At 35.7% G+C, this 21,879-nt stretch carries 25 protein-coding genes; 8 read left to right on the top strand and 17 right to left on the bottom strand.

Annotation, left to right across the window (positions count from 1 at the left end; all coding sequences use genetic code 11):
• Positions 1 to 29 precede the first annotated feature (29 nt).
• The 3 genes from ACHZK0_RS02650 to ACHZK0_RS02640 all read right to left on the bottom strand — a co-directional run bounded on the left by ACHZK0_RS02650 (position 30) and on the right by ACHZK0_RS02640 (position 1,542).
• Positions 30 to 560, bottom strand: a complete 531-nt coding sequence (locus ACHZK0_RS02650; protein WP_061676751.1) for a DUF402 domain-containing protein — start codon at positions 558 to 560, stop codon at positions 30 to 32.
• A gap of 251 nt (positions 561 to 811) precedes the next feature.
• Positions 812 to 1,072 carry a YgaB family protein gene (locus ACHZK0_RS02645; protein WP_000997582.1) on the bottom strand — a complete coding sequence of 87 codons (261 nt, stop codon included), beginning with the start codon at positions 1,070 to 1,072 and terminating at the stop codon, positions 812 to 814.
• A gap of 188 nt (positions 1,073 to 1,260) precedes the next feature.
• Complete coding sequence (locus ACHZK0_RS02640; RefSeq protein ID WP_071724351.1) at positions 1,261 to 1,542, bottom strand: gamma-type small acid-soluble spore protein; 282 nt, start codon at positions 1,540 to 1,542, stop codon at positions 1,261 to 1,263.
• Between the two features lie 125 nt (positions 1,543 to 1,667).
• Between ACHZK0_RS02640 and ACHZK0_RS02635 the strand changes: the two genes are divergently transcribed.
• Positions 1,668 to 1,892 carry a hypothetical protein gene (locus tag ACHZK0_RS02635; RefSeq protein WP_061676749.1) on the top strand — a complete coding sequence of 75 codons (225 nt, stop codon included), beginning with the start codon at positions 1,668 to 1,670 and terminating at the stop codon, positions 1,890 to 1,892.
• A gap of 83 nt (positions 1,893 to 1,975) precedes the next feature.
• Here ACHZK0_RS02635 and mutY read toward each other — a convergent pair whose 3' ends face one another.
• Entirely contained in the window at positions 1,976 to 3,073 is a 1,098-nt protein-coding gene (gene mutY / locus ACHZK0_RS02630) for an A/G-specific adenine glycosylase (RefSeq protein WP_061676748.1), read from the bottom strand.
• 149 nt (positions 3,074 to 3,222) lie between these two features.
• Between mutY and ACHZK0_RS02625 the strand changes: the two genes are divergently transcribed.
• Entirely contained in the window at positions 3,223 to 4,203 is a 981-nt protein-coding gene (locus tag ACHZK0_RS02625) for a metal-dependent hydrolase (protein ID WP_061676747.1), read from the top strand.
• Positions 4,204 to 4,227: 24 nt separating this feature from the next.
• Here ACHZK0_RS02625 and ACHZK0_RS02620 read toward each other — a convergent pair whose 3' ends face one another.
• Positions 4,228 to 4,494: a YfhJ family protein gene (locus ACHZK0_RS02620; protein ID WP_395761118.1), complete on the bottom strand. Its 267-nt coding sequence runs from the start codon at positions 4,492 to 4,494 to the stop codon at positions 4,228 to 4,230.
• Positions 4,495 to 4,616: 122 nt separating this feature from the next.
• Between ACHZK0_RS02620 and ACHZK0_RS02615 the strand changes: the two genes are divergently transcribed.
• A complete protein-coding gene (locus ACHZK0_RS02615; RefSeq protein WP_000517891.1) occupies positions 4,617 to 4,775 on the top strand; it encodes a small, acid-soluble spore protein K in 159 nt (52 codons plus the stop codon).
• A gap of 37 nt (positions 4,776 to 4,812) precedes the next feature.
• Complete coding sequence (locus tag ACHZK0_RS02610) at positions 4,813 to 4,965, top strand: YpzG family protein (RefSeq protein WP_000122093.1); 153 nt, start codon at positions 4,813 to 4,815, stop codon at positions 4,963 to 4,965.
• A gap of 64 nt (positions 4,966 to 5,029) precedes the next feature.
• Here the strand turns inward: ACHZK0_RS02610 and ACHZK0_RS02605 are convergent, their stop codons facing one another.
• Positions 5,030 to 5,347, bottom strand: coding sequence for a YfhH family protein (locus ACHZK0_RS02605; protein ID WP_262741346.1), 318 nt, complete (start codon positions 5,345 to 5,347; stop codon positions 5,030 to 5,032).
• A gap of 10 nt (positions 5,348 to 5,357) precedes the next feature.
• Positions 5,358 to 6,170: a recombination regulator RecX gene (recX, locus tag ACHZK0_RS02600; RefSeq protein WP_097819913.1), complete on the bottom strand. Its 813-nt coding sequence runs from the start codon at positions 6,168 to 6,170 to the stop codon at positions 5,358 to 5,360.
• Positions 6,171 to 6,251: 81 nt separating this feature from the next.
• Between recX and ACHZK0_RS02595 the strand changes: the two genes are divergently transcribed.
• From ACHZK0_RS02595 to ACHZK0_RS02580, 4 genes are all read left to right on the top strand, one after another.
• Entirely contained in the window at positions 6,252 to 7,157 is a 906-nt protein-coding gene (locus ACHZK0_RS02595) for a TIGR01777 family oxidoreductase (RefSeq protein ID WP_270606490.1), read from the top strand.
• A gap of 140 nt (positions 7,158 to 7,297) precedes the next feature.
• Positions 7,298 to 8,428, top strand: a complete 1,131-nt coding sequence (locus tag ACHZK0_RS02590) for an amidohydrolase (RefSeq protein WP_000698308.1) — start codon at positions 7,298 to 7,300, stop codon at positions 8,426 to 8,428.
• Between the two features lie 241 nt (positions 8,429 to 8,669).
• On the top strand, positions 8,670 to 9,227 hold the full coding sequence (locus ACHZK0_RS02585; RefSeq protein ID WP_000914737.1) for a GNAT family N-acetyltransferase: 558 nt from the start codon (positions 8,670 to 8,672) through the stop codon (positions 9,225 to 9,227).
• A 110-nt stretch (positions 9,228 to 9,337) separates the two neighbouring features.
• A complete protein-coding gene (locus tag ACHZK0_RS02580) occupies positions 9,338 to 9,457 on the top strand; it encodes a YfhE family protein (RefSeq protein WP_000358484.1) in 120 nt (39 codons plus the stop codon).
• A 524-nt stretch (positions 9,458 to 9,981) separates the two neighbouring features.
• On the opposite strand, the gene ACHZK0_RS02575 is transcribed toward ACHZK0_RS02580, so the two are convergent.
• From ACHZK0_RS02575 to ACHZK0_RS02530, 10 genes are all read right to left on the bottom strand, one after another.
• Positions 9,982 to 11,148, bottom strand: coding sequence for a diglucosyl diacylglycerol synthase (locus tag ACHZK0_RS02575; protein ID WP_262741348.1), 1,167 nt, complete (start codon positions 11,146 to 11,148; stop codon positions 9,982 to 9,984).
• Positions 11,149 to 11,560: 412 nt separating this feature from the next.
• On the bottom strand, positions 11,561 to 12,292 hold the full coding sequence (gene pflA / locus ACHZK0_RS02570; protein ID WP_073518173.1) for a pyruvate formate-lyase-activating protein: 732 nt from the start codon (positions 12,290 to 12,292) through the stop codon (positions 11,561 to 11,563).
• A 68-nt stretch (positions 12,293 to 12,360) separates the two neighbouring features.
• Positions 12,361 to 14,610: a formate C-acetyltransferase gene (pflB, locus tag ACHZK0_RS02565; RefSeq protein ID WP_262741349.1), complete on the bottom strand. Its 2,250-nt coding sequence runs from the start codon at positions 14,608 to 14,610 to the stop codon at positions 12,361 to 12,363.
• A 339-nt stretch (positions 14,611 to 14,949) separates the two neighbouring features.
• Positions 14,950 to 16,497, bottom strand: a complete 1,548-nt coding sequence (locus ACHZK0_RS02560) for a glycosyltransferase family 2 protein (RefSeq protein WP_395761117.1) — start codon at positions 16,495 to 16,497, stop codon at positions 14,950 to 14,952.
• Entirely contained in the window at positions 16,490 to 17,455 is a 966-nt protein-coding gene (locus tag ACHZK0_RS02555) for an NAD-dependent epimerase/dehydratase family protein (protein WP_063263178.1), read from the bottom strand. The genes ACHZK0_RS02560 and ACHZK0_RS02555 overlap by 8 nt, the downstream gene beginning before the upstream one ends.
• Complete coding sequence (locus ACHZK0_RS02550; RefSeq protein ID WP_270342713.1) at positions 17,452 to 18,696, bottom strand: nucleotide sugar dehydrogenase; 1,245 nt, start codon at positions 18,694 to 18,696, stop codon at positions 17,452 to 17,454. The genes ACHZK0_RS02555 and ACHZK0_RS02550 overlap by 4 nt, the downstream gene beginning before the upstream one ends.
• Complete coding sequence (locus ACHZK0_RS02545) at positions 18,686 to 20,266, bottom strand: glycosyltransferase family 2 protein (protein WP_395761688.1); 1,581 nt, start codon at positions 20,264 to 20,266, stop codon at positions 18,686 to 18,688. The genes ACHZK0_RS02550 and ACHZK0_RS02545 overlap by 11 nt, the downstream gene beginning before the upstream one ends.
• Complete coding sequence (locus ACHZK0_RS02540; RefSeq protein WP_262741353.1) at positions 20,247 to 20,441, bottom strand: hypothetical protein; 195 nt, start codon at positions 20,439 to 20,441, stop codon at positions 20,247 to 20,249. Before ACHZK0_RS02540 ends, ACHZK0_RS02545 begins: the two co-directional genes overlap by 20 nt.
• A 16-nt stretch (positions 20,442 to 20,457) precedes the next feature.
• Positions 20,458 to 20,859 (bottom strand): DUF2642 domain-containing protein, encoded by a 402-nt coding sequence (locus ACHZK0_RS02535; RefSeq protein WP_262741354.1) that lies wholly within the window; start codon positions 20,857 to 20,859, stop codon positions 20,458 to 20,460.
• Between the two features lie 168 nt (positions 20,860 to 21,027).
• A complete protein-coding gene (locus ACHZK0_RS02530) occupies positions 21,028 to 21,843 on the bottom strand; it encodes a sugar ABC transporter ATP-binding protein (RefSeq protein WP_270606489.1) in 816 nt (271 codons plus the stop codon).
• Positions 21,844 to 21,879 lie beyond the last annotated feature (36 nt).

Raw genomic sequence — 21,879 nt, 5'->3', positions numbered from 1 at the left:
CCTGCCGGGAAATCCCCTGCAGGTTTGTTTTAATTTCTGTACATTAAATATCTTTCATACCACATATCTACGAAATCTGGCGCGAATGGCCCTTTTCTCTGATGAATCCATTGTGTTAATTGTGCTACATTTCGTTTTAAAATAGTATCAATAACAGGTGGGTACTGCATAATTTGACTATGCTTTTCATACTCATCTTCATCTAAAAGCGTATATGTCATATCTGGATACACTTTAATATCTAAATCATAATCAATGTACTTCAATGCTTCAGAATCATATGCAAAAGGTGAGCCTAAATTACAATAATAATATACTCCCTCTTCCCTTAGCATCCCAATCACATTAAACCAATAGTTTGCATGAAAATAACAAATTGCTGGTTCACGAGTAATCCATGTTCGGCCATCTGATTCTGTCACTACTGTACGATCATTTGCTCCGATCACAAGACTCTGTGTCCCTTTTAAAATTGTTGTCTCTTCCCACATTCTATGAATGGAGCCATTATGTTTATAACTATGTATTTGTACTCTTTCTCCTTCTTTGGGAAATCCCATATATGCTCCCTTCTTTCAACTGCAAATGCCCTTTGAACTGCATCCACTTTTTTTCTATTATAACTTTTTTGTCGAAATTTTAAAACTAAAGCGACAAGACTCTGTTTTTTCACACTGCATACCATATCTCTAAGCTTCTTAGGGGCTAGATCCTTCGCTACATTATTTAGACACGCGGAAGTGAGAATAGAAAAAGCCCTTCCTTATTTCTATCTAAAGAAGGACCTTTCACCGAAAGGTAACAATATGTCTTACCCTAAATTCGAAATCATTTTTTCAGTTTCAAAAGATTGAATCACACTATTTGTTTGCTCTTCAAATTTCTCATGTAACAGTTTTAACGCTAATTCTGTTCTATATATTTCTTGGCGGATAAAATGTAATTCCTTTTTATCGCACGTATCCTTTTCGCTCATTTCAATTTGCTGATACTTCTCTAGATGAGCTTGTAACTTTAACAACTCATCCATCGTTTCCAATTGCTCTCCTACCAACTTATCAAAATCGTTCATTACTTACCCCCTTTTGGACTTATTTACCAGTTATTATTCCTCATTACATATTTCTAATCTTTAGCTTCCTTCTCCTTTGACTACATTTGTTGACTTATTAGAAGTTATGTCGTTCACTTTTTTTTCATTACCATGACCCAAGCACAAAGAAAACACTTCTCTTGAGTTAGAGAAGTGTTTTTCTTTCATTACTGATTTGAACTAGAAGATTGTGATTGTTTTGCAGCTGATTTTGCATTTTGTTTTTGTACAGCGTGCACATCTGTTTCAGTTGCAAATTCTGTACCATAACTAGCGTTTGCACTTTGTGCACCAGAAGCTTGCGCTTTCTTCGCTTCTGATTGTGCGTTTGCTTGTTTTACTGCTTGTACATTTGTTTCAGTCGCAAACTCTGTACCATAACTAGCATTTGTACTTTGAATGCTAGCGCCAGAAGTTGCCTTGTTATAACCTTGTTGTTTTTTACTCATCTTTCTCACCTCCACAACCAATAATGTAACCAATTCCTTTAGAAGCTATCCGTCATTTTCTTTCGAAAAAATTTTGTATATATCTCTCATCACCCATTCAAACTATAGAAAATGGAGGTGGAAATATGTATATAGGACGCGATATGACTGAACTAACGATGGTTTCAAAAAGTGAATGGCAAGAAGATGAATTGGCTTATTTTCATCATTCATTACAACAGATTCTGCCTTATTTAAATGCAGAAGGTCAAAGTATTTACAAAGAAATTGTAATAGAAATTGAAACAAGAGGCGGCTTACAAGAAGGTGAGGCTAGTTGGACTCATGGGACAAAAATTTCTTACGATTAAAAAAGTGTTCCCAATATAGGGAACACTTTTTTATTTATCCCGCTTTAATGGGCAGTAAGACCCCCACTGATTAAAGTTTCACTTTATTGCATCGTAATTTTCTCAACGCAATTCTCATAAATCGTACGATGCGATTTCGAGAAAGGTAACTGCTCAAATGCTTCTTTCGATACAAATTTCAATGTATCTGTTTCAACAATATCACCGGTTACTTTTCCGTAAAATACGAATATATCCCAAGTACGATGTGTAAACGTATGTTGTACATTCATTGCGTATTCTTCAATAGAAATCGAAAGCTCAAATTTTTCTTTCATATAATCTGTAAGCTGCTCTTTCTGGTTCCGAATCCCTTCGCCAAGTTCAGCATTTGGAAACTCCCACATGTTAGCTAATAACCCGGTACTTGGACGCTTATTAATGACGTAACGACCATCTTCTGTTTGAAGCACCCCTGCAACAATCGGTACCATTGTCGGAGCCTTCGCTTTACTTTTTACTGGTAACTCTTTTTGAACGCCTTCAGCATATCCTCGGCAATGCTCGCGTACAGGACAAAGTAAGCAAGATGGATTTTTTGGAATACAAATTAGTGCACCTAATTCCATCAAACCTTGATTAAAATAAGATGGGTTTTCAGCCGAAATAATTTCACGTACAATCTCTTCAAACACTTTTCTAGTTTTCGGTTTTGCAATGTCATCCCATACTGATAAAATACGGGATAATACACGCATAACATTTCCATCAACTGCCGGCTCTGGTATACCATATGCGATACTTAAAATAGCACCTTTTGTATAGGGGCCGACTCCTTTTAATTTTTCGATTTTCTTTACATCACTCGGTACGATTCCGCCGTATACTTCTTTCACTTCTTTTACGGCCGCATGTAAATTACGTGCTCTAGAATAATACCCTAAACCTTCCCACGCTTTTAACACTTCTTCATCATCTGCATTTGCCAAAGCTTCTAGAGTAGGAAACTTCCCCATAAAATTCGCGTAATATGGTTTTACAGCTTCTACCCTTGTTTGCTGCAACATAATTTCTGAAACCCAAACGCGGTATGGATCTTTATTTTTACGCCACGGTAAGTCGCGTTGCTCTTTTTCAAACCAACCAATTAAATCATTTTGAAACTGCTCTATGTTAAAATTATTTAATATTTCAAGTGTCAAACTTGATCCCCCTCATTTTTTTGCATATAAGTACTATTATAAAGATTTTAGGAAAAAATTTAAGTAAGATGACATAGGAAATAGAAGGCAAAGGACTTGAGGTATCGAATAAAAAGAGTTACATTAATAAAAAACGGAGGTGTATTTCTATGGACACAGCCACTCACCTTGTTATGGGCGTTACTCTAGGCAGTTTGGCAACGTTAGATCCAGCCATAGCACAAAGTGATATTGGGCCACAAGCAGTTATGCTCGCTACAATTGCCGGTTCCAATATTCCTGACATCGATACAGTTTTAAAATTGCGTAATAACGCTAAATATATAAGAAATCATCGTGGGATTACTCATTCCATTCCTGCAGTGATTCTTTGGTCATTCCTTATAAGTGGCATCTCTTTCGCCTTCTTTTTAGACGCCCCATATTTGCACCTACTACTTTGGTCATTTATTGCCGTCTTTCTTCATGTCTTTGTAGATATTTTTAATGCCTACGGTACACAGGCATTACGACCCTTCACAAAAAAATGGGTAGCGCTCGGTATCATTAATACATTCGATACCGTCATTTTCTTTATTCATCTACTCGCTATTGCATGTATGCTCGTAGGTTCCCATAAAGGGTATACTGCCTTAGCAGCGTATATATTGATGATCGTTTACTATATCGGACGGATTATGATGCATAGAAACATACGTAGCGTCGTATATAAACGTTTCAATAACGTTGAGAAGATAATCATTTCCCCTTCTTACAGATTTTATCATTATCATTTAGCAATCGTTACAACTGATTATTACTACGTTGCTAGATGGCATCGTGGTAACATCATGGTCTATGATAAGTTCGACCGGGTACCGTTCCCAGATAACGCTATTATGCGCGCAGCGAAACAAGATGAAAACATCTCAGCATTTCTATCTTTCTCCCCTGTGTATCGCTGGGACGTTTTCGATTATGATCATTATTACGAAGTTCGATTCATTGATTTGCGATATCGCAGTAAAGATTATTATCCATTCGTTGCAATCGTTCAACTCGATCATAATTTAAATATTATTAGTTCCTATACAGGATGGATTTTTAGTGAAGAAAAACTCCGCAAAAAGCTGGAGTTACTTCCACATTAAAAAAAGCGACTTAAGTCGCTTTTTTTAATGTTTCAAATGATCTTCCTGATTGATTAAATGGCTATATTTCGGATTATTTGTACGCATTTCATGAAGACGCGCTCCATGATTATTAATCCATGTTCTTACCACTTGTTCAGTCATTTCATCACCTTGGTAACGACCTGACTTCGCATAAGTTGTTTGAAAATCTTCCCATAGTAATTCAACCCACGCACGAGCCTGCGCGTAAGAAAGCTGGTCATTTTTGTCTAATAGTTCTTTCGTTAATGCTTCATACATATCATTCATGTTCTAATCTCCTTTTACCTATTTATCCCTTCATTTCTAAAGGATAGTTTCTTCAATTTTGCACATTCTATAATTGATACTTCTTCAAGAGGTATCAACTGATGATGAGGAGGGCGTTCGCAATGGGTAAACAAGCCGAATTTTGGTCTGAGTCAAAAAACAACAGCAAAATCGACGGTCAACCGAAAGCGAAATCACGCTTCGCTTCGAAACGACCTAACGGCACAATTAACACGCACCCACAAGAACGTATGCGTGCTGCAAATCAGCAGGAAGAGTAGTACAAATTAAATTAACTTCCTACACGAGGTGATAAAGATGAGCTACCGTGATCGCTTAGATAGTCGTTCTGAATTATTTAACCATACGTGGACTCGTCCGAAACATGCTAAAGCGCAGGTTAACGGACAGACGCAACAAACCCAGTCTCTCATTATATTGGCGAATGAATGTAAAAAGCGCCAATTTTAGAATCTCCTATCTCCTGTAACGCCTACCAAAGATGAAAACCAGAGAGATATTCGCTCTCTGGTTTTTATTTTTCTTGCAATAAGGAAATCGGTATTCCAATCTCTTCATTATCATTTTGCTTATGTCCCCAAGCAAATACCCCATTGAAATACGTAATTTTAAATAATATACCAGGTTCTTCTACCAATTCATATGTCTCACCAATATGGAATTTATTTATGTCAGTCATATAAGCGCGAGCCATTGCCATCTTTCTCATTAATACATCGAACTCATTTACAATTCCAAGCTGCTCTGCCTTTATCGATTGCTCTTTCAAAAGGCCAATTTCTTCCCTTAGCTCATGTGGTGTCATTTCACTGTAGCGCTTTGGCATATTCATCTTATTCCCCTCATCCCTCTTCGCGTTTCATCTGCAAAAATATCTCTATCTCATCAATAGAGAATCCTTTGCGATATAACGCTTGTTTCATCTTATTTTCGAATGTCCATCCATCATACTTCTTATATTTCTCATAATATTTATTCCCATGATAGTGTAACGCTTCTTGTTGCTGTTCGTCATCTTTTTCGTCTTTCAATTCTTCCAAACAAATTTGAATCACATCTCTAGAATATCCTTTACGAACGAGCATTTCGTCTAACTTTAGCTTCATTTGTAAAAAGGAATGCTTTTGATAAGACCTTTTCTTCTTTTCTATAAGAATTAAAGCATTCTCAATTTGCTTTTCCTTCGGATATTCTTGTAAACTATGCGTAATAATTAGATCCTGAACACCCTTATTTAACAACTCTCTTTTAATAACAGTGGGACCTTTTCGATTCACATTACTTTGCGTTCTCGTATATAAAACAGCGTACTCTTTATCATTAATATATCGGTCATGTAATAATTTCGAAACGACTTCAGAGATGATGGCCTGTCCCGCTTCTTTTTTTCGTAAAAAATCTTCTATTTCTTGTTTCGTTCTCATTTGATAGGATAAATAGGAGACTGCTTGTAAATATGCTTTTTGTACCTCTTCATTGTACAAAATATTTCCTAACGCTATTTCATCAATTTCTAAGCCCTTTTGTAATCCGTGTTTTATTAAGATTACTTCATTCACACTAAACCCGTACTCTTCACCTTGACCTTTATCAATATAAATATTAAACCGTTCTTTCGATCGTTTTTGCACTTCTATTTTTGTAATGACAGCCATACTCTCACCTCTCTATTATTTTACCATAGTCAAGGAACGTTTTTGCTTTTCAAGAATATATATAATGAGGAGGAAATAATTGTGAGAATCGCAATTTCTGGTGGTACCGGCTTTATCGGTAATTACCTTTCTACTTTTTTTATTCAAAAAGGATATAATGTTTACATTCTTACTCGAAACAAAACTATTGAAACTTCATCGCCTAACCTTCAGTATGTACAATGGTCACCAGATTTACAAACCTTCCCCCTCTCTTCTATCGATGTAGTTATTAATCTAGCTGGAGAGTCTATTAATAGTAGATGGACAAAGAAACAAAAAGATTCCATTTTAAACAGTAGAATTCAAACAACAAAAGGGCTCATTAAACAATTGCAAACACTTGATACAAAACCAAATACATTTATTAACGCAAGTGCTATTGGATATTATGGAACGTCTGAAACTGATTCTTTTACAGAACAGCATGAGATTCCTGGAAATGACTTTTTAGCAAATACAGTATATGCATGGGAACAAGAAGCATCTAAAGCACGTTCTCTTGGAATGCGAACAATCTACGCAAGACTCGGAGTTGTATTAGGCGCAGACGGAGGAGCTCTTCCCAAAATGCTACTCCCTTATCAATTCTATATCGGAGGTACAATTGGATCTGGAAGCCAATGGTTATCATGGATTCATATAGACGATGTCGTTCGCCTTATTGATTTCATCATACACAAAGAAGAAATTGATGGACCTCTTAACATTACAGCTCCCCTACCTATAAGAATGAAGGAATTTGGAGAAACCATTGCAACTATAATGAAAAAACCTCATTGGTTACCTGTCCCTTCATTTATGCTTCACACTTTATTGGGTGAGATGAGTATTCTTGTACTAGAAGGACAACATGTATTACCTAGTAAAGCAATTGCACATGGGTATCAATACACATTTCCGACAGTAGACCATGCATTACAAAATATACTTTCGCATACAATATAGTACTTCTAAAACACAGTTTTACAGGGGCCCCTTTCAAAACTTTCATTTTCTAGAATCCGGAGCATTATTACACAAATAATCTTTCAGTTACTTTCCCTTAAATTCCATTAGCATTGTAAAGTAACAGAAATGAGGTACCTATGAAAATATTGCTCAAACAAGCCATTGTCTATCCTATTACATCCCAAAAATTTCAAGGGGATGTACTCGTTATAGGAGAAAGAATTGCCGAGGTCAAGCCTTCCATTCAACCTACCCAAGATATGACAGTTATAGACGCTCGTGCTCTTCATCTTTTACCTGGATTTATTGATGTTCATACTCATCTTGGTCTCTATGATGAAGGTACTGGTTGGGCTGGCAATGATGCAAATGAAACATCTGAAGTATCAACACCACATATCCGTTCCTTAGACGGAATCCACCCTTTTGATATTGCCTTTCAAGATGCTGTACAAAACGGAATCACAACTGTTCACGTTATGCCAGGAAGTCAAAATATTATCGGTGGTACTACTTGTGTAATAAAAACAGCTGGAACTTGTATTGATCATATGATTATTCAAGAACCTGCCGGCTTAAAGATTGCCTTTGGAGAAAATCCTAAAAAGGTCCATAGTAACGGAACAAAAGAATCCATTACACGTATGGGAATTATGGGGTTACTTCGAGAATCATTCTATGAAGCACAGCACTACGGACATGAAGCTGATTTTCGAATGCTTCCGATCTTAAAAGCATTACGCCGAGAAATACCCGTACGTATCCACGCTCACCGAGCAGATGATATTAGTTCTGCTCTACGCTTTGCAACAGAGTTCAATCTCGATCTACGTATTGAACATTGCACAGAAGGACACTTTATTGTTGAAGAGCTTTCAAAACACAATTTGAAGGTTTCAGTTGGCCCCACTCTTACACGCCGTTCTAAAATCGAACTTAAAAACAAAACATGGGATACTTACCATATATTATCGAAAAATGGAGTGGAAGTTTCTATAACAACAGATCACCCTTATACACCAATTCAATATTTAAATGTTTGTGCTGCTGTCGCAGTAAGAGAAGGATTAGACGAAAAAACTGCACTAGAAGGAATCACTATATTTCCAGCACGAAATTTACGTTTAGAGGATAGAATTGGAAGCATTGAGGTTGGAAAAGACGCTGATCTCGTGTTATGGACTCATCATCCCTTCCACTATTTAGCCAAGCCTGTACTAACCATGATTGATGGAAAAATAATTTACAAAAAAAATAAAAAAAACTAGTTTATTTTTTTGACTAGATAAAGTATTATACGATTATAAACTGAATGAAACCATAATCAATTTGTGTCGTGATTATCATTTTCAAATTGATGAATGGGGAAGGCAAATGGTGCGCCACCAGCGTTAGAAACTGGTTCTAGTGGGTTCGATTCCCACCCCGAAATTTTTTAAAGATTGATATAAAAATTTCGAGGGTGGGGTGCTTTTTCGTCATGCTACCCTCGTGTGAGGAGGAGTTAGTATGTTGAAAAAACGCGACTTACACGACAGCCACGTTCTATACGAGTTAATGGTGGATCCAGCTGTCTTCCCTTTTGTGCGTCAAAAGGCTTATTCTTACGAGGAGTATTTATTTTTAACGAAACAAACGATTGAAGCTGAAGAGCGTGGGGAATTAATTTCACGCACAATTTTAGATGAATGGGGTAACCCTATCGGAACAATTACTTTATTTGATGTGCAAGAAAAAGCCGGATTTCTCGGAACATGGCTTGGCAAACCCTATCATGGAAAAGGTTATAATAAATTGGCGAAAGATTCATTTTTTAGTGAACTTTTCTATGAATTAGATATTGAAACAATCTTTATGCGTATTCGGAAAATAAATATTCGTTCTATTAAAGCTGCCGAAAAACTACAATATGTTAATCTAGCAAACGAAACAAGAAAAGCCGTTTATGATGAAATTAACGCAAATGAAGAAGTATATAACTTATATGAAATTCCAAAAGATCAATATACACTTGCTACAATGCGAGATACAACGTTCCAAGATGCTCATCAATTAAAAGAAGCGTAATCTAAATTTTTAGAAAAAATAATTAACCATTAACATTTTGCCATATACGTATATCACCCCATGTCTTTGGAAACGATAGATAGTGACTTTAGGACACGAGGTGATTTGTAATGGATAAAAAGAAACGTGACAAAGCAAAAAATACATTATCTAGTACACAAGAGGTTCTCTACCAACGAGAATTTCGCAAAGCAGATCGCGCAGCGGGTTATCGCTCGAAAAGTATTTAAAGTGAGAATGAATAATTAGAAGTTTTCCCCCCTAATTATTCATTCTCATTACATATCTTTTCTACGTGATAGAATACACAAAAAAGGGTTCCTTATAAATAAGGAACCCTTTTTTGTGGATAACGTTATCCACAAAATTTATAGAATTGTGAATAAATTCCGCAAACCCTTCACAAATTTATATGTTGTAACGCATAGTAAATGTTAGAATTGTGGATAATTTTCTAAAAATTGTGGACAATGTGGATATAGTTGTTAATATTTAGACTTTACTGTTTAATGGAAGCGCAATCTTCATGTGGATAAGTTAATACTTACTTTATCTTATAAAGTGAAACTTTGATCAGTGGGGTTTTCTTCATCCCCCACTGATTATTAGTTGAACCAATCGGACTTTTATGGGCAGTTGATCCCACACCTAACTTCTTTGCTTTCGCTGAATTTTGAGGTGGGGGTCTTACTGCCCATTAAAGCGGGATAAAACATAAAGAACCCTCTTTAAACATATAAAAGAGGGTTTCATATTAAGTAAATAATTGTGCAAGAGCAGGTGATTTAATAGGTATATGATTCGGTTCTACATGATTTTCTGCCAAAATTGTATCCACAATATGACCAGCTGGCTCCGGACGATAAATGCTTTTCATCGCTTCTTTCATTTGAAGAAGCTTCATATCATCTTGTAATACCGCCTCTGTCTTTGCAAAAACCTCACTATCATCACGAATGACAACTGCAGCTCCTTTTCTTTCAAAGTACATTGCATTTTCATTTTCTTGTCCTGGAACAGGCTTATATAAAATGACAGGTACTTGCAATGCTGCCGCTTCACTTAACGTAATACCGCCGGGCTTCGTAATCATACAAGAAGTAACACGGAATAATTCATCAATATTTTCAACATAACCAAATACTTTTAATGCATCAGGATTTTTTTCCTGTAACCCTAATAAATCCTGCTTTAACGCTTCATTTTTCCCACAAACGACAACTACTTGTAAGTCAGGTACTGACATAAATGATTGGCATAGTTCTTTTACACTTCCTAATACCCCATGAGCACCTGCTACAATTAGTAAAATCTTCTTATTCTTACATAACTGATATTTATTATATATAATGTCTGGATTGATCTTTAGCTCAAAACTACTACGAATCGGAATTCCAGTTTCAACAATTTGCTCCGCGGGCACACCGATATCAACCATAACTTTTTTCACGTGATCAGTTGCTACAAAATAACGATCTACTTCCCGATGAATCCATATTTTGTGCACACAAAAATCCGTTAATACGTTATACACAGGAATTGAAATACCTGTTTGCTTTTTTAACTCTGGTACAGCTATGATCGGAAAAGTATTAATAACAATATCCGGTTTCTCTGTTTGTAAAAGTAATTTCAAACGTTTTCTTCCAAAGTTCGCATACCAAGATGCTATTTTTTTATCATAAATTTTTTCTACGCCGTAATAAAACAAGCGGTACAATTCTTTTCCTATTGTATAACTTTTCAAATATAAATATTTTGTAATATCGGTTATAACTGGATGTGATTCTCCGAACAAATCACATACAATTACATCTTCAATTCCTTTTTGGCGAAATGTTTGTTCTAATGTTTTCGCTACTTGCACATGACCATTACCGTAATGTGCAGTTAATATTAAAACCTTGGGGTTTTTTATCAAACAAATCCACTCCTAGCTTATTGTTTCTCCATATTGCATATACGACAATAGGAAAAACATTTTCCTTAAAAATTACATAAACAGATTCTAATACTTCTCTTTCAGCTATGTACCTGTCGTGGATATGCAAAGCATATAAGATTGACCCCTTAATCCTATCTGTGCTCATATCTTTACATTATACTTTCCTATAAGAGCTTTCGCAATAACTTACAAATGTTCTCTATTCCATGATACTCACTCTTTTACTTCTTAATTCTTTTTACTATTTTGATTTCCCTTTACAATTATGTAAATTTCTCCACTTATTCCTTACAAAAATATGGATATTCTATTTTCAGTATACTCTTTTCTATATACATACTCTAGGTTTTATTGTAAAGAAAGCAAAAAGCCTAATCCAATATTTGGATTAGACTGCTTGTAAAATATGTCTTGCTTGTTCTACATTTTTTTCAGTAGGTGGTTCTACATTTGCAAGTGGATACTTATGCCCAAGTGCCTCCCATTTATATACACCAAGCTTATGATATGGTAGCACTTCAACTTTTTGAACATTAGATAGGCTTTGAATAAAACTAGATAATTTTTGCAGATCCTCTTCATTATCCGTAATACCAGGAACTAATACGTGTCGTACCCAAATCGGTTTATTTTTATCCGATAAATAACGAGCAAATTGTAAAATATGTTCATTTGGTTTTCCTGTTAATTTACGATGTTTCTTTGAATCAATATGTTTCAAATCCAATAAAACTAAATCTGTGTAATCCATTAAAGTATCTAGCTTATTTTGGAATTCTGGTTCTTCAGAATAACAACCACCCGAAGAATCGATTGTTGTATGAATTCCAGCTTCCTTACATTTCTTAAATAATTCAATTAAGAAATCTAGCTGTAATAATGGTTCCCCACCACTAACTGTTATACCGCCTCCAGAAGCTTCAATAAAAGGAAGGTAACATGTCACATCCTGCATTACTTCTTCAACTGTTATTTCTTTTCCTTTACCGATCTCCCACGTATCAGCATTATGACAATATTGACAACGTAATAAACACCCTTGTGTAAATATGACATAACGAATTCCTGGGCCATCAACAGTACCACAAGACTCTACAGAATGAATTCTTCCTTTTACCATGTTACTTCCTCCTTTATTGAAGCAGCCTCCCTCTGCTATTTATATAAAGCAGAGGGACACTTTTTCACTTACATACTTTCATGCATTGTGCGGTTAATTACATCGATTTGTTGTTCACGTGTTAATTTAATAAAGTTTACAGCGTAACCAGATACGCGAATTGTTAATTGTGGATATTTTTCAGGATGTTCCATTGCATCCATCAATGTTTCACGATTAAATACGTTAATATTTAAGTGATGACCTTCTTTTACTGCATAACCATCAAGCATTGATACTAAGTTACGTACTTGTACATCATCTTCTTTACCAAGTGCTTTTGGAATAATAGAGAATGTATTAGAAATACCATCTTGTGCATCTTCATATGGTAATTTAGCTACAGATAATAATGAAGCTAATGCACCTTTCGTATCACGGCCATGCATTGGGTTCGCACCTGGTGCAAATGGTTCTCCAGTACGGCGACCATCTGGAGTGTTACCAGTTTTCTTACCGTATACAACGTTAGATGTGATTGTTAAGATCGACATTGTATGAACAGAATTTCTGTATGTTTTATGTTTACGAAGTTTATTCATAAATGTTTTCACAAGATTTACAGCGATTTCATCTACACGGTCATCATTGTTACCGTATTTAGGGAAATCTCCTTCAATTTCAAAGTCAATTGCGATTCCGTTTTCATCACGAATTGGTTTTACTTTTGCGTGTTTAATTGCACTTAAAGAGTCTGCTACTACAGATAGACCCGCGATACCTGTTGCCATTGTACGCAGAACATTTGTATCATGAAGTGCCATTTCAATACGTTCGTAGCTATATTTATCGTGCATGTAATGAATAACATTTAATGTGTTTAAATATAGACCCGCTAACCATTCCATTGTCATATCAAACTTATGCATAACTTCTTCATAATCTAATACTTCAGAAGTAATTGGTGCGTACTCAGGACCAACTTGTGCTTTAGATTTTTCATCTTTACCACCGTTAATCGCATATAGTAACGCTTTTGCTAAGTTTGCACGTGCACCGAAGAACTGCATTTGTTTACCAATTCTCATTGCAGATACACAACAAGCAATTCCGTAGTCATCACCGTAATCAGCACGCATAATGTCATCATTTTCATATTGAATTGCTGATGTTTTAATAGACATTTTCGCACAGTAGTTTTTAAAGTTCTGTGGTAATTGTTTAGACCAAAGAACTGTTAAGTTTGGTTCTGGAGCTGGTCCTAAATTATCTAGTGTATGCAAGAAACGGAATGAGTTCTTTGTTACTAATGGACGACCATCTAATGCCATACCACCGATAGACTCAGTTACCCAAGTTGGGTCACCAGAGAATAATTCATTATAATCAGGTGTTCTTGCAAATTTCACAAGGCGTAATTTCATAATGAAGTGATCCACAATTTCTTGTACTTCTTCTTCTGTTAAAGTACCATTTGCTAAATCTCTTTCAATATAAATATCTAAGAATGTAGAAGTACGTCCAAGACTCATCGCAGCTCCGTTTTGCTCTTTAATTGCTGCAAGATATGCGAAGTATAACCATTGGAATGCTTCTTGCGCGTTTGTGGCAGGCTTAGAAATATCAAAGCCATGAGAAGCAGCCATTTGTTTTAACTCTTGAAGTGCACGCATTTGCTCAGATAACTCTTCGCGTAAACGCATTGTATCTTCGCTCATTACACCGCCAGTTAAATTCAAATCAGCTTTTTTCACTTCAATTAAATGATCAATACCATATAAAGCTACGCGTCGGTAGTCACCGATAATACGTCCACGTCCGTATGCATCTGGAAGACCAGTAATTACACCTGATCTACGAGCCGCTTTCATTTCTGGTGTGTATGCATCAAATACACCTTGATTATGCGTTTTTCTCCAGTCTCTGAAAATACGACTAAGTTCTTTATCCATTTCGTATCCATAAGATTCACAAGCTTGTTCCGCCATACGAATACCACCATATGGTTGTAAAGAACGTTTAAATGGTTTTTCAGTTTGGAAACCGACTACTTTTTCAATATCTTTATTTAAATATCCTGGTTCATGTGATGTAATAGAAGAAACAATTTTTGTATCCATATCAAGAACGCCACCGTTTTCACGTTCTTTCGTTGTTAAATCCATTACTTGATCCCAAAGTTGTTTCGTTGCTTCAGTTGCTCCCGCTAAGAAAGATTCATCTCCTTCGAAAACGTTTACATTATTTAAAATGAAATCGCGAACATCAATCTCTGCTTTCCATTTTTCACCTTTAAAGTTTTCCCATGCGTTTTTAACATTTTCTAATACTTGAGTCATCCTAATCTCCTCCATTTTTGATTAGTACAGGACTAAGATTTTTTATATAACAGCTTACACACTTAGAATACTACTTTTTGGCGAAAGTGAACGAAACAGTTGTGACATGTTTGTGAAACATTGAGCAAACTACTATATGCATAGTGTTAACTTCACTTAAAAGTCTTTATAATTAACCCTTTCCTTAATTGTATTTTTTTGGTATCCTTATATACGAGTCCTATTTTGTAATACAAAAACAATACCCATTGTAGAGCTGTAATACTCTTATCTCCTAAACTGTTATAGTTTTTATAACAGAACAAAAAAGTGTACATATGTTGTACACTTTTTTTGTTACTACTCTAAAACATCTCTTTTTCTATTCCCATCATAGAATCCACCGCGACTACCTTCTAATACAATTAATTGCTCTAATCCTTCTATATGATCACCTATAATTCGCAAGACAGCTGGAGGATGACCTATTTTTGCAAAATGTTCACTGGGACGAATACGGTTCATCTTATCGACCTCTACACGACTTACACACGCAATCTCGAACCCTGACAGAATAGCTTTTACTTGAGCTACACAAGGTGAAAGTAAAGATCTATATCCGATTTCTTTCAAGCACTTACGACTAAACGCATTCGGTACAGCGATAAGAGAGCCTACTCCTAGATCTTTTCTATCACAAGCTAAATTTAATGCATATTTAAATGCAGTTACAAGATGAAGCGGTACTCTTAAATCTAAATAATGATTTAGATCATTTAAGGCGACATCCATTCCATCTGCAATAGCTTTTGCGAAAGGATATAATTCCCTAGCTGGAATAACAAAGTCACCATCTATAAATAACACAATCTCCCCTTTTGCAAAATAAGTTCCAAGTGAACGCCCCACATCATTTCCAAGTGCTTCTTTATATACAATTGTTGTTGCTCCCTTTTCTTTTGCAATCGTTGCTGTTTGATCAGACGAACCATTTACAACAACGATAATTTCAAAAGGTTCAATTTTGCGGAGCTCTTCTATAACGTTTCCAATTGTTTTCTCTTCATCTTGTACAGGAATAATGACCGATAATTGCTTTCCTTTATACAACTTAGATGTGACGCCCCATCCTTGATAAAAATCTTCGAAATCTAAAGTATGATAAACACTATCTCTTTTCCTATTTCCATCATAATATCCTCCGCGCTCATCACTACCCACTATTTGCTCCGCTACAGCTTCTATATGATCACCTATCATCCGTTTTTCAGATTGAGAAAGACCCGTGCCATACGCTGCATGCTCGGTCGGCCGAAATTTATTCGGCGTAATAACGTCAATTGCACAATGACGACTAATTCTCCATTTGCTTTGTACTAGGCGTAAATGAGCTACAATCGGATTAATAAAACTTTCATATCCAATGCTTTGAACAACTTCTTTCGTCAACGCATGAGGTACAGATAATAAAGAATCAATTTTTAACTCTTCACGTTCTAACATCGCATTTAATATTTGGCGCCATACTGTCACAGAGTGTGGTTTTTGTTTCTTTAAAAATAATGCATCCAAATTATTTAAAACGATGTCGGCCTGATCATGTAAAATTGGGTTCAGGAATAATTGTAATTTTGAAGTTTGAATAGCAAAATCTCCATCTATAAATAGTAGCACATCACCTATCGCGTGTTTTGCGCCGACTGCACGTCCAACATCGTTCCCGAGTAGATCTGTATACTCGATTACTTTACACCCTAAACGACCAGCAACCTCTTCTGTACCATCGTTACAACCGTTTGCTACTACAATAATCTCTACTGGATTTAATCCTTTTACCGATTGAATAACGTCTGAAATCGTATCTGCTTCATTACATACAGGTATAATAATTGATAGCGACTTAGCCATTGTTTTCTTCACGAAACCATTTAATAGTTTCTTTCAATCCTTGTTCCCACGTTACTATCGCTTCAAACTGCACAAGTTCTTTTAATTTCGTTACATCTGGTCTTCTATTTGGAATTTCTTCAAAGCCATGTGGGTATACCTCTTCGAAAGGAACTTGGACAATCTTTGAAGAAGATTTCGTTAACTTTTTAATTACTTCTGCTACTTGTTTTATACTCTTTTCATTCTCAGAACCTATATTAATAATCTCACCATTTACCTTCTCATCCATCGCTCGAATCGTTGCCTCTACCGCATCACTTACATACGTAAAGCAACGTGTCTGCTTTCCATCTCCATATACGAGAATGTCTTCTCCTTGCAGTGCCGCACTGATAAATCGTGGGATTACCCCTGCATACGGACCATCTTTCGCTCTTGGACCATAAATATTAAAATAACGAACAATCGTTACAGGTAAACCTTCTAAAGCGTATCCTAAACACAATGTTTCTTCTAACGTTTTACAAATTGCATAACTCCAACGTATTTTGGAAGTCGCCCCGTATAATCGATCCCCCTCTTCAGAGAAGGGTGGCTTTGCCTTACCATATACTTCTGAGGTAGATGCAAAGACTACTTTCTTCTTTTCTTTTAGCGCTGCTTGTAAAATATTTCTCGTTCCATCAAAATTCGTTTCAATCAGCTCTATACTCTTTTCCATTGTCGTTTTCACACCTAAAATTGCTGCTAAATGAAACACGACATCATGTTGATTTACTAATTCATAAATTGAGCTTTTATCTAAAACGCTTATTGGAATAACCCGGATCTCTTTCATTAACTCATCATGATATTTATTTTTTCCTTTATAGAAGTTATCAACGATTGTGACCCCATAACCTCTTTTCACCAATTCTTCAGCTAGATGCGATCCAATGAATCCTGCTCCACCTGTAATTAAACATTTCTTACTCATACACTCACCTTCTTTACAATTCCACGTGTATCTATTACTCGCTTCATTCCTTTAAAAAGCTTCCAATCGATATTAGAGTGATCAGTTAAAATTAAAATACAACCGGCTTGTTTCATGGCTTGTTCATTCAAAGAAACAGATTGGTACACCTTATCTCCAAATTTTGCAGAAGAAATATATGGATCATGATATTCTATCTCATAGCCTTCTTCTATTAACAATTCAATAATTGGCAACGCTGGTGATTCTCTTAAGTCATTTACATCTTTCTTATACGCAATTCCTACAATTAAAACTGATGCGGGTGATTGCACCATGCCTTTTACTTTCCGAACTATTTTCTCTGGCATTTCTTCATTAATTACATGTGCCGCCTCAATTAATTGACTAATTGCTCCATTCTTTTTTATTCTCCATTGAAAATATAAAGGGTCTACTGGAATGCAATGTCCCCCTATCCCTGGCCCTGGCCAATATGGAGTAAATCCAAATGGCTTTGTAGATGCAGCTTCAAGCGCCTCATAAAAATCAATTCCTAAACTTTCACATAGTGTGTTTAACTCATTTACTAATGAAATATTGACTAGACGCTGAATATTTTCAAATAACTTACACATTTCCGCTACTTTCGGAGAACTAACTGGAACAACTACATCAAATATAGTGCTATATAACTCCTGTACTTTTTGTTTACACTTTTCTGTTTGTCCACTAATAACTTTTGGAATCGTTTGAACGGAATAGTGACTATTAGCCGGATCAATTCTCTCAGGGGAATATCCGATATAGAAATCTTCTCCTACCTTTTGGCCTGCTTGAGAAATAATCGGAATGATAACTTCCTCGAGCGTACCTGGATATGTGGAGCTTTCGAAAATGAAGGTTTGTCCTTTTTGAAGGTGTTGTTGTATATAATGCGAGGCTGAAATGAGGGCACTTAAGTCTGGTTCTCTTTTTTCATTAATTGGAGTCGGAACAGTGACAATAACATAATCACTATTTTGAAAATCAGCAATACCTTGATCCGGTGTATTTACTATTAATTTTTTTTTAGACAATAAACTTTGTAATAATTTAGAAGAAACATCTGGAATATAACTTTCTCCTTTTATAATTGATTCTATTTTTCTAGTATCTTTATCTAATCCAATTACTGTATGTCCTCTCTCTGCAAAATGAACTGCCAAAGGAAGGCCAACATATCCTAATCCGATAATAGCGACTGTACTACTAACATTCATCTGTATTCTCTTCTTCCTTTCTCAATTGTTGAATTATATTTCTATCCCGCTCTCCATCTGTAAAACTCCCGCGTTCATCTGTGGATTGTAATAAATATGCAATTGCCTCAAGTTGGTCACCGAAAATACGGTCAAATGCTGGAATACGTCCATTTACAAATCCGTGTTGCTCTGGGCGTACCCGATTTGTTTTTATAACATCTACAAACTCTACCGCTGTAATAGAGAATCCCTCCAAAATAGCTTTCATTTGAGCTAGTGGCGGAATGATAAGAGAATCGTATCCTATTTTCTCTATTACCTTTTTATGCATAGCATGTGGTACTGCCGTTAATGAGTTATTCCATAAATCTGGTCGTTTCGCTACCAAATTCACAAAATATTTTCCCATGCTAATTGGATCTGCCGGATGAAACATATCTAATAAGCACTGTAAATCATTTAATGCCACATCATGCCCATCTTCAATCGCATGTAAAAATGGAATTAGTTTTTTTCCCGGAATAACAAAATCACCATCGACAAATAAACAAATATCGGCCGTGGCATGCATAGCTCCTATCGCTCGGGCCACATTATGTCCGAGCGCTTCCTCGAATTCAATAACGATAACATTCTCTAACTTTGCTTGTTTAATTGTCTCAATATCAGCTCCATTCGCAACCACTATAATTTCATCTACACCTGCTTTTTTTACTTCTTGTATAACAGATTTTATAGTCATCTTCTCTTCTGATACTGGGATAATCGCACTATATTTCGCTTTTCTCTTTTGTAATACAACTGGTTTATACTTTCCTACAAACTCTCTATCCCTATTTCCTTCTGAAAAACCACCGCGCTTACCATATATTTCGATTACGTATTGCAAAGCACGTAAATGATCTCCCATAATACGACTAGTCGCTTTCGGATAAGGCGAACCGGGCGATGTACCAGTATGAACAGGACGCACTTTATTGGTATGAATAACATCGACCGAAGCCATATCGACAATATCTACTCCTCTAGACATCGCCATCGCTTGAAATAGTGCGGGGTCGGCTAAATTCCACCAACCAAATTTCTGAATAACTTCTCTACTCATTGCATGTGGAATTGCGATTAAAGAACCAACAACAAGCTCTTTTTTATCCAAATAACGATTCAACATAAACTTTCCAACTGTCGTATAATGTGGCCTCATCTTTAAATAAACGGACCATGTTAAATTATTCACAACAATTTGGTTGCCTTGCTGAATTCCTTTTACGAAACGTTGCAGCTCTTTATTATCAATAACGATGTCACCATCTAAAAATAAAACAATGTCACCTCTCGCTTCTCTTGCTCCGATTGCCCGTCCAACATCATTGCCAAGAGAATATTTATAATAAATTACTCGGCAATGGTGTTGTAACGCTATTTCCTTTGTCCCATCTGTCGATCCATTATCTACTACGATAATTTCATAAGGTTTCAATTTCTCTACTTCTACTAAAACTTGTGATACAGTACTTGCTTCATTATGCACTGGAATAATAACTGATACTCTCATACTTGTATCACTCTTACCCTTCCAAGCGAACATAAGAAATAATAGGAATACGTACAACTACATCTTCTGGTGGTCCATAAGAGGGAGAAGTACGAACACTTACTGCCCCGTCTGTCACAGATAACAGAATACCCGCAACAATTTCAACCGCTGTCACAATTTGCACTAACTCACCAACATGGTTACGCAATTCATCAGTAAATAACATATATAAGTCTCCTTTCTTACGCCTCTTTAATTGATATAATACTTGTAAATGGTAATAAAACTTCCGTTCCTATTCCTTCTTGCAGTGTTAAGAAATCATCACCCACTGCTACAATCACACCTGTTAACTGTCCCACCGTCACAGTAATTTCAACGTTTTTACCTAAATATTGCTCTGCAATTTCTTTAAAAGGTGATGTATTACATTCTTTTAAAATGTTACAAATAATAGATTGAAATCTACTTGATTCAATAAATTCTTCCGTAGCTTGCTTAGAGTTTCTTTGAATAAACCTTGCAAAGTTTTGCGAAAATAAAAGTCGTTCCACAGCAGGTAATAATTTGTCATCTAAAAAATAGCCTAATTGTCTATTAAATAATCGGGATAATTTATGCCAATATTTTTTGAACAGACACATATACTTCTCCTCCTATTATTTTTTAAAGTTTAAAAATTACATCCATACATCTTAATGTATACAAATCAGGCTTTTTTTGTGATAGGTAAGGCATACATTTTTCAAAGAAACAATATGTTCTAATCACAAAAAAAGATAGATGGTGTCCCATCTATCTTTATATATATCTTAATTTTTAATTGTAATTATGGCAGAGACGCTATAATAAACCGCTCGTGGTAATTCTGCCTGTTCACTTATAGAAGCTGTAACTAGTGAACCACCACTTGCCGAGAAATACTTAACAGCTTCTAACGGAATACCATCTTCTTTCACATCAATATGCGTTCCATCTCGCCAATCTATTTTCTGCATTGTTGCTGAAAGGTCCCCAGTCACTTTAGCACATTCTTTACCATCCACCCCTAAAAAAATCCATTCCCACTTTGTTAAACTTAGTACTTGTTTCAATTCTCCAATTTTCTTTCCCTCTACATCAGAAAAAATATAGAAATTGCGTACTCCCGTCTTCTTTTGAACACGCAATAATTTTTCTCCCGAGTGATTATACAAATAAAATTGTTGCTTATGTAGTCCCTTAACAAAAAAGGAAAGTACAGCTTGCCATACACGTTGCATAATAAAATCATACTCTTCTTTAAAAAACCCTACTGCACTGCCATCTAATCCAAAGTACGTTATTACTTGAAATACCCCTACCTCTTTGCGAACAACAAATTTTTTTTGCTCAAATAATTCAGAGGCTTCTATATTATAATTTTCCTGTTTCAGCATTTTTGATCTTCTTTTTTCTGTAAAACTATATATTAACAATCCAAATGCTGGTAGTACAACACCTATTAATTTTAGATTTTCTTTCTCGGAAGTGAATAGCATCCCTTTTTTATATTCCATCATTAATCCAATTGCGACGATAATCCATACAATGACGGATACAAAAAAAATGCGTTTCGCGTTACGTGCGTGATGCTTATGTATACTCATATCCCTCCCCCTTTTCCATTTATCCCACTATTCGCC

This window comes from Bacillus sp. 3G2 (assembly GCF_044324725.1).
GTDB lineage: Bacteria > Bacillota > Bacilli > Bacillales > Bacillaceae_G > Bacillus_A > Bacillus_A mobilis.
The sequence above is the reverse complement of the archived record's forward strand: the minus strand, read 5'-3'. Positions and strand labels throughout refer to the sequence as shown.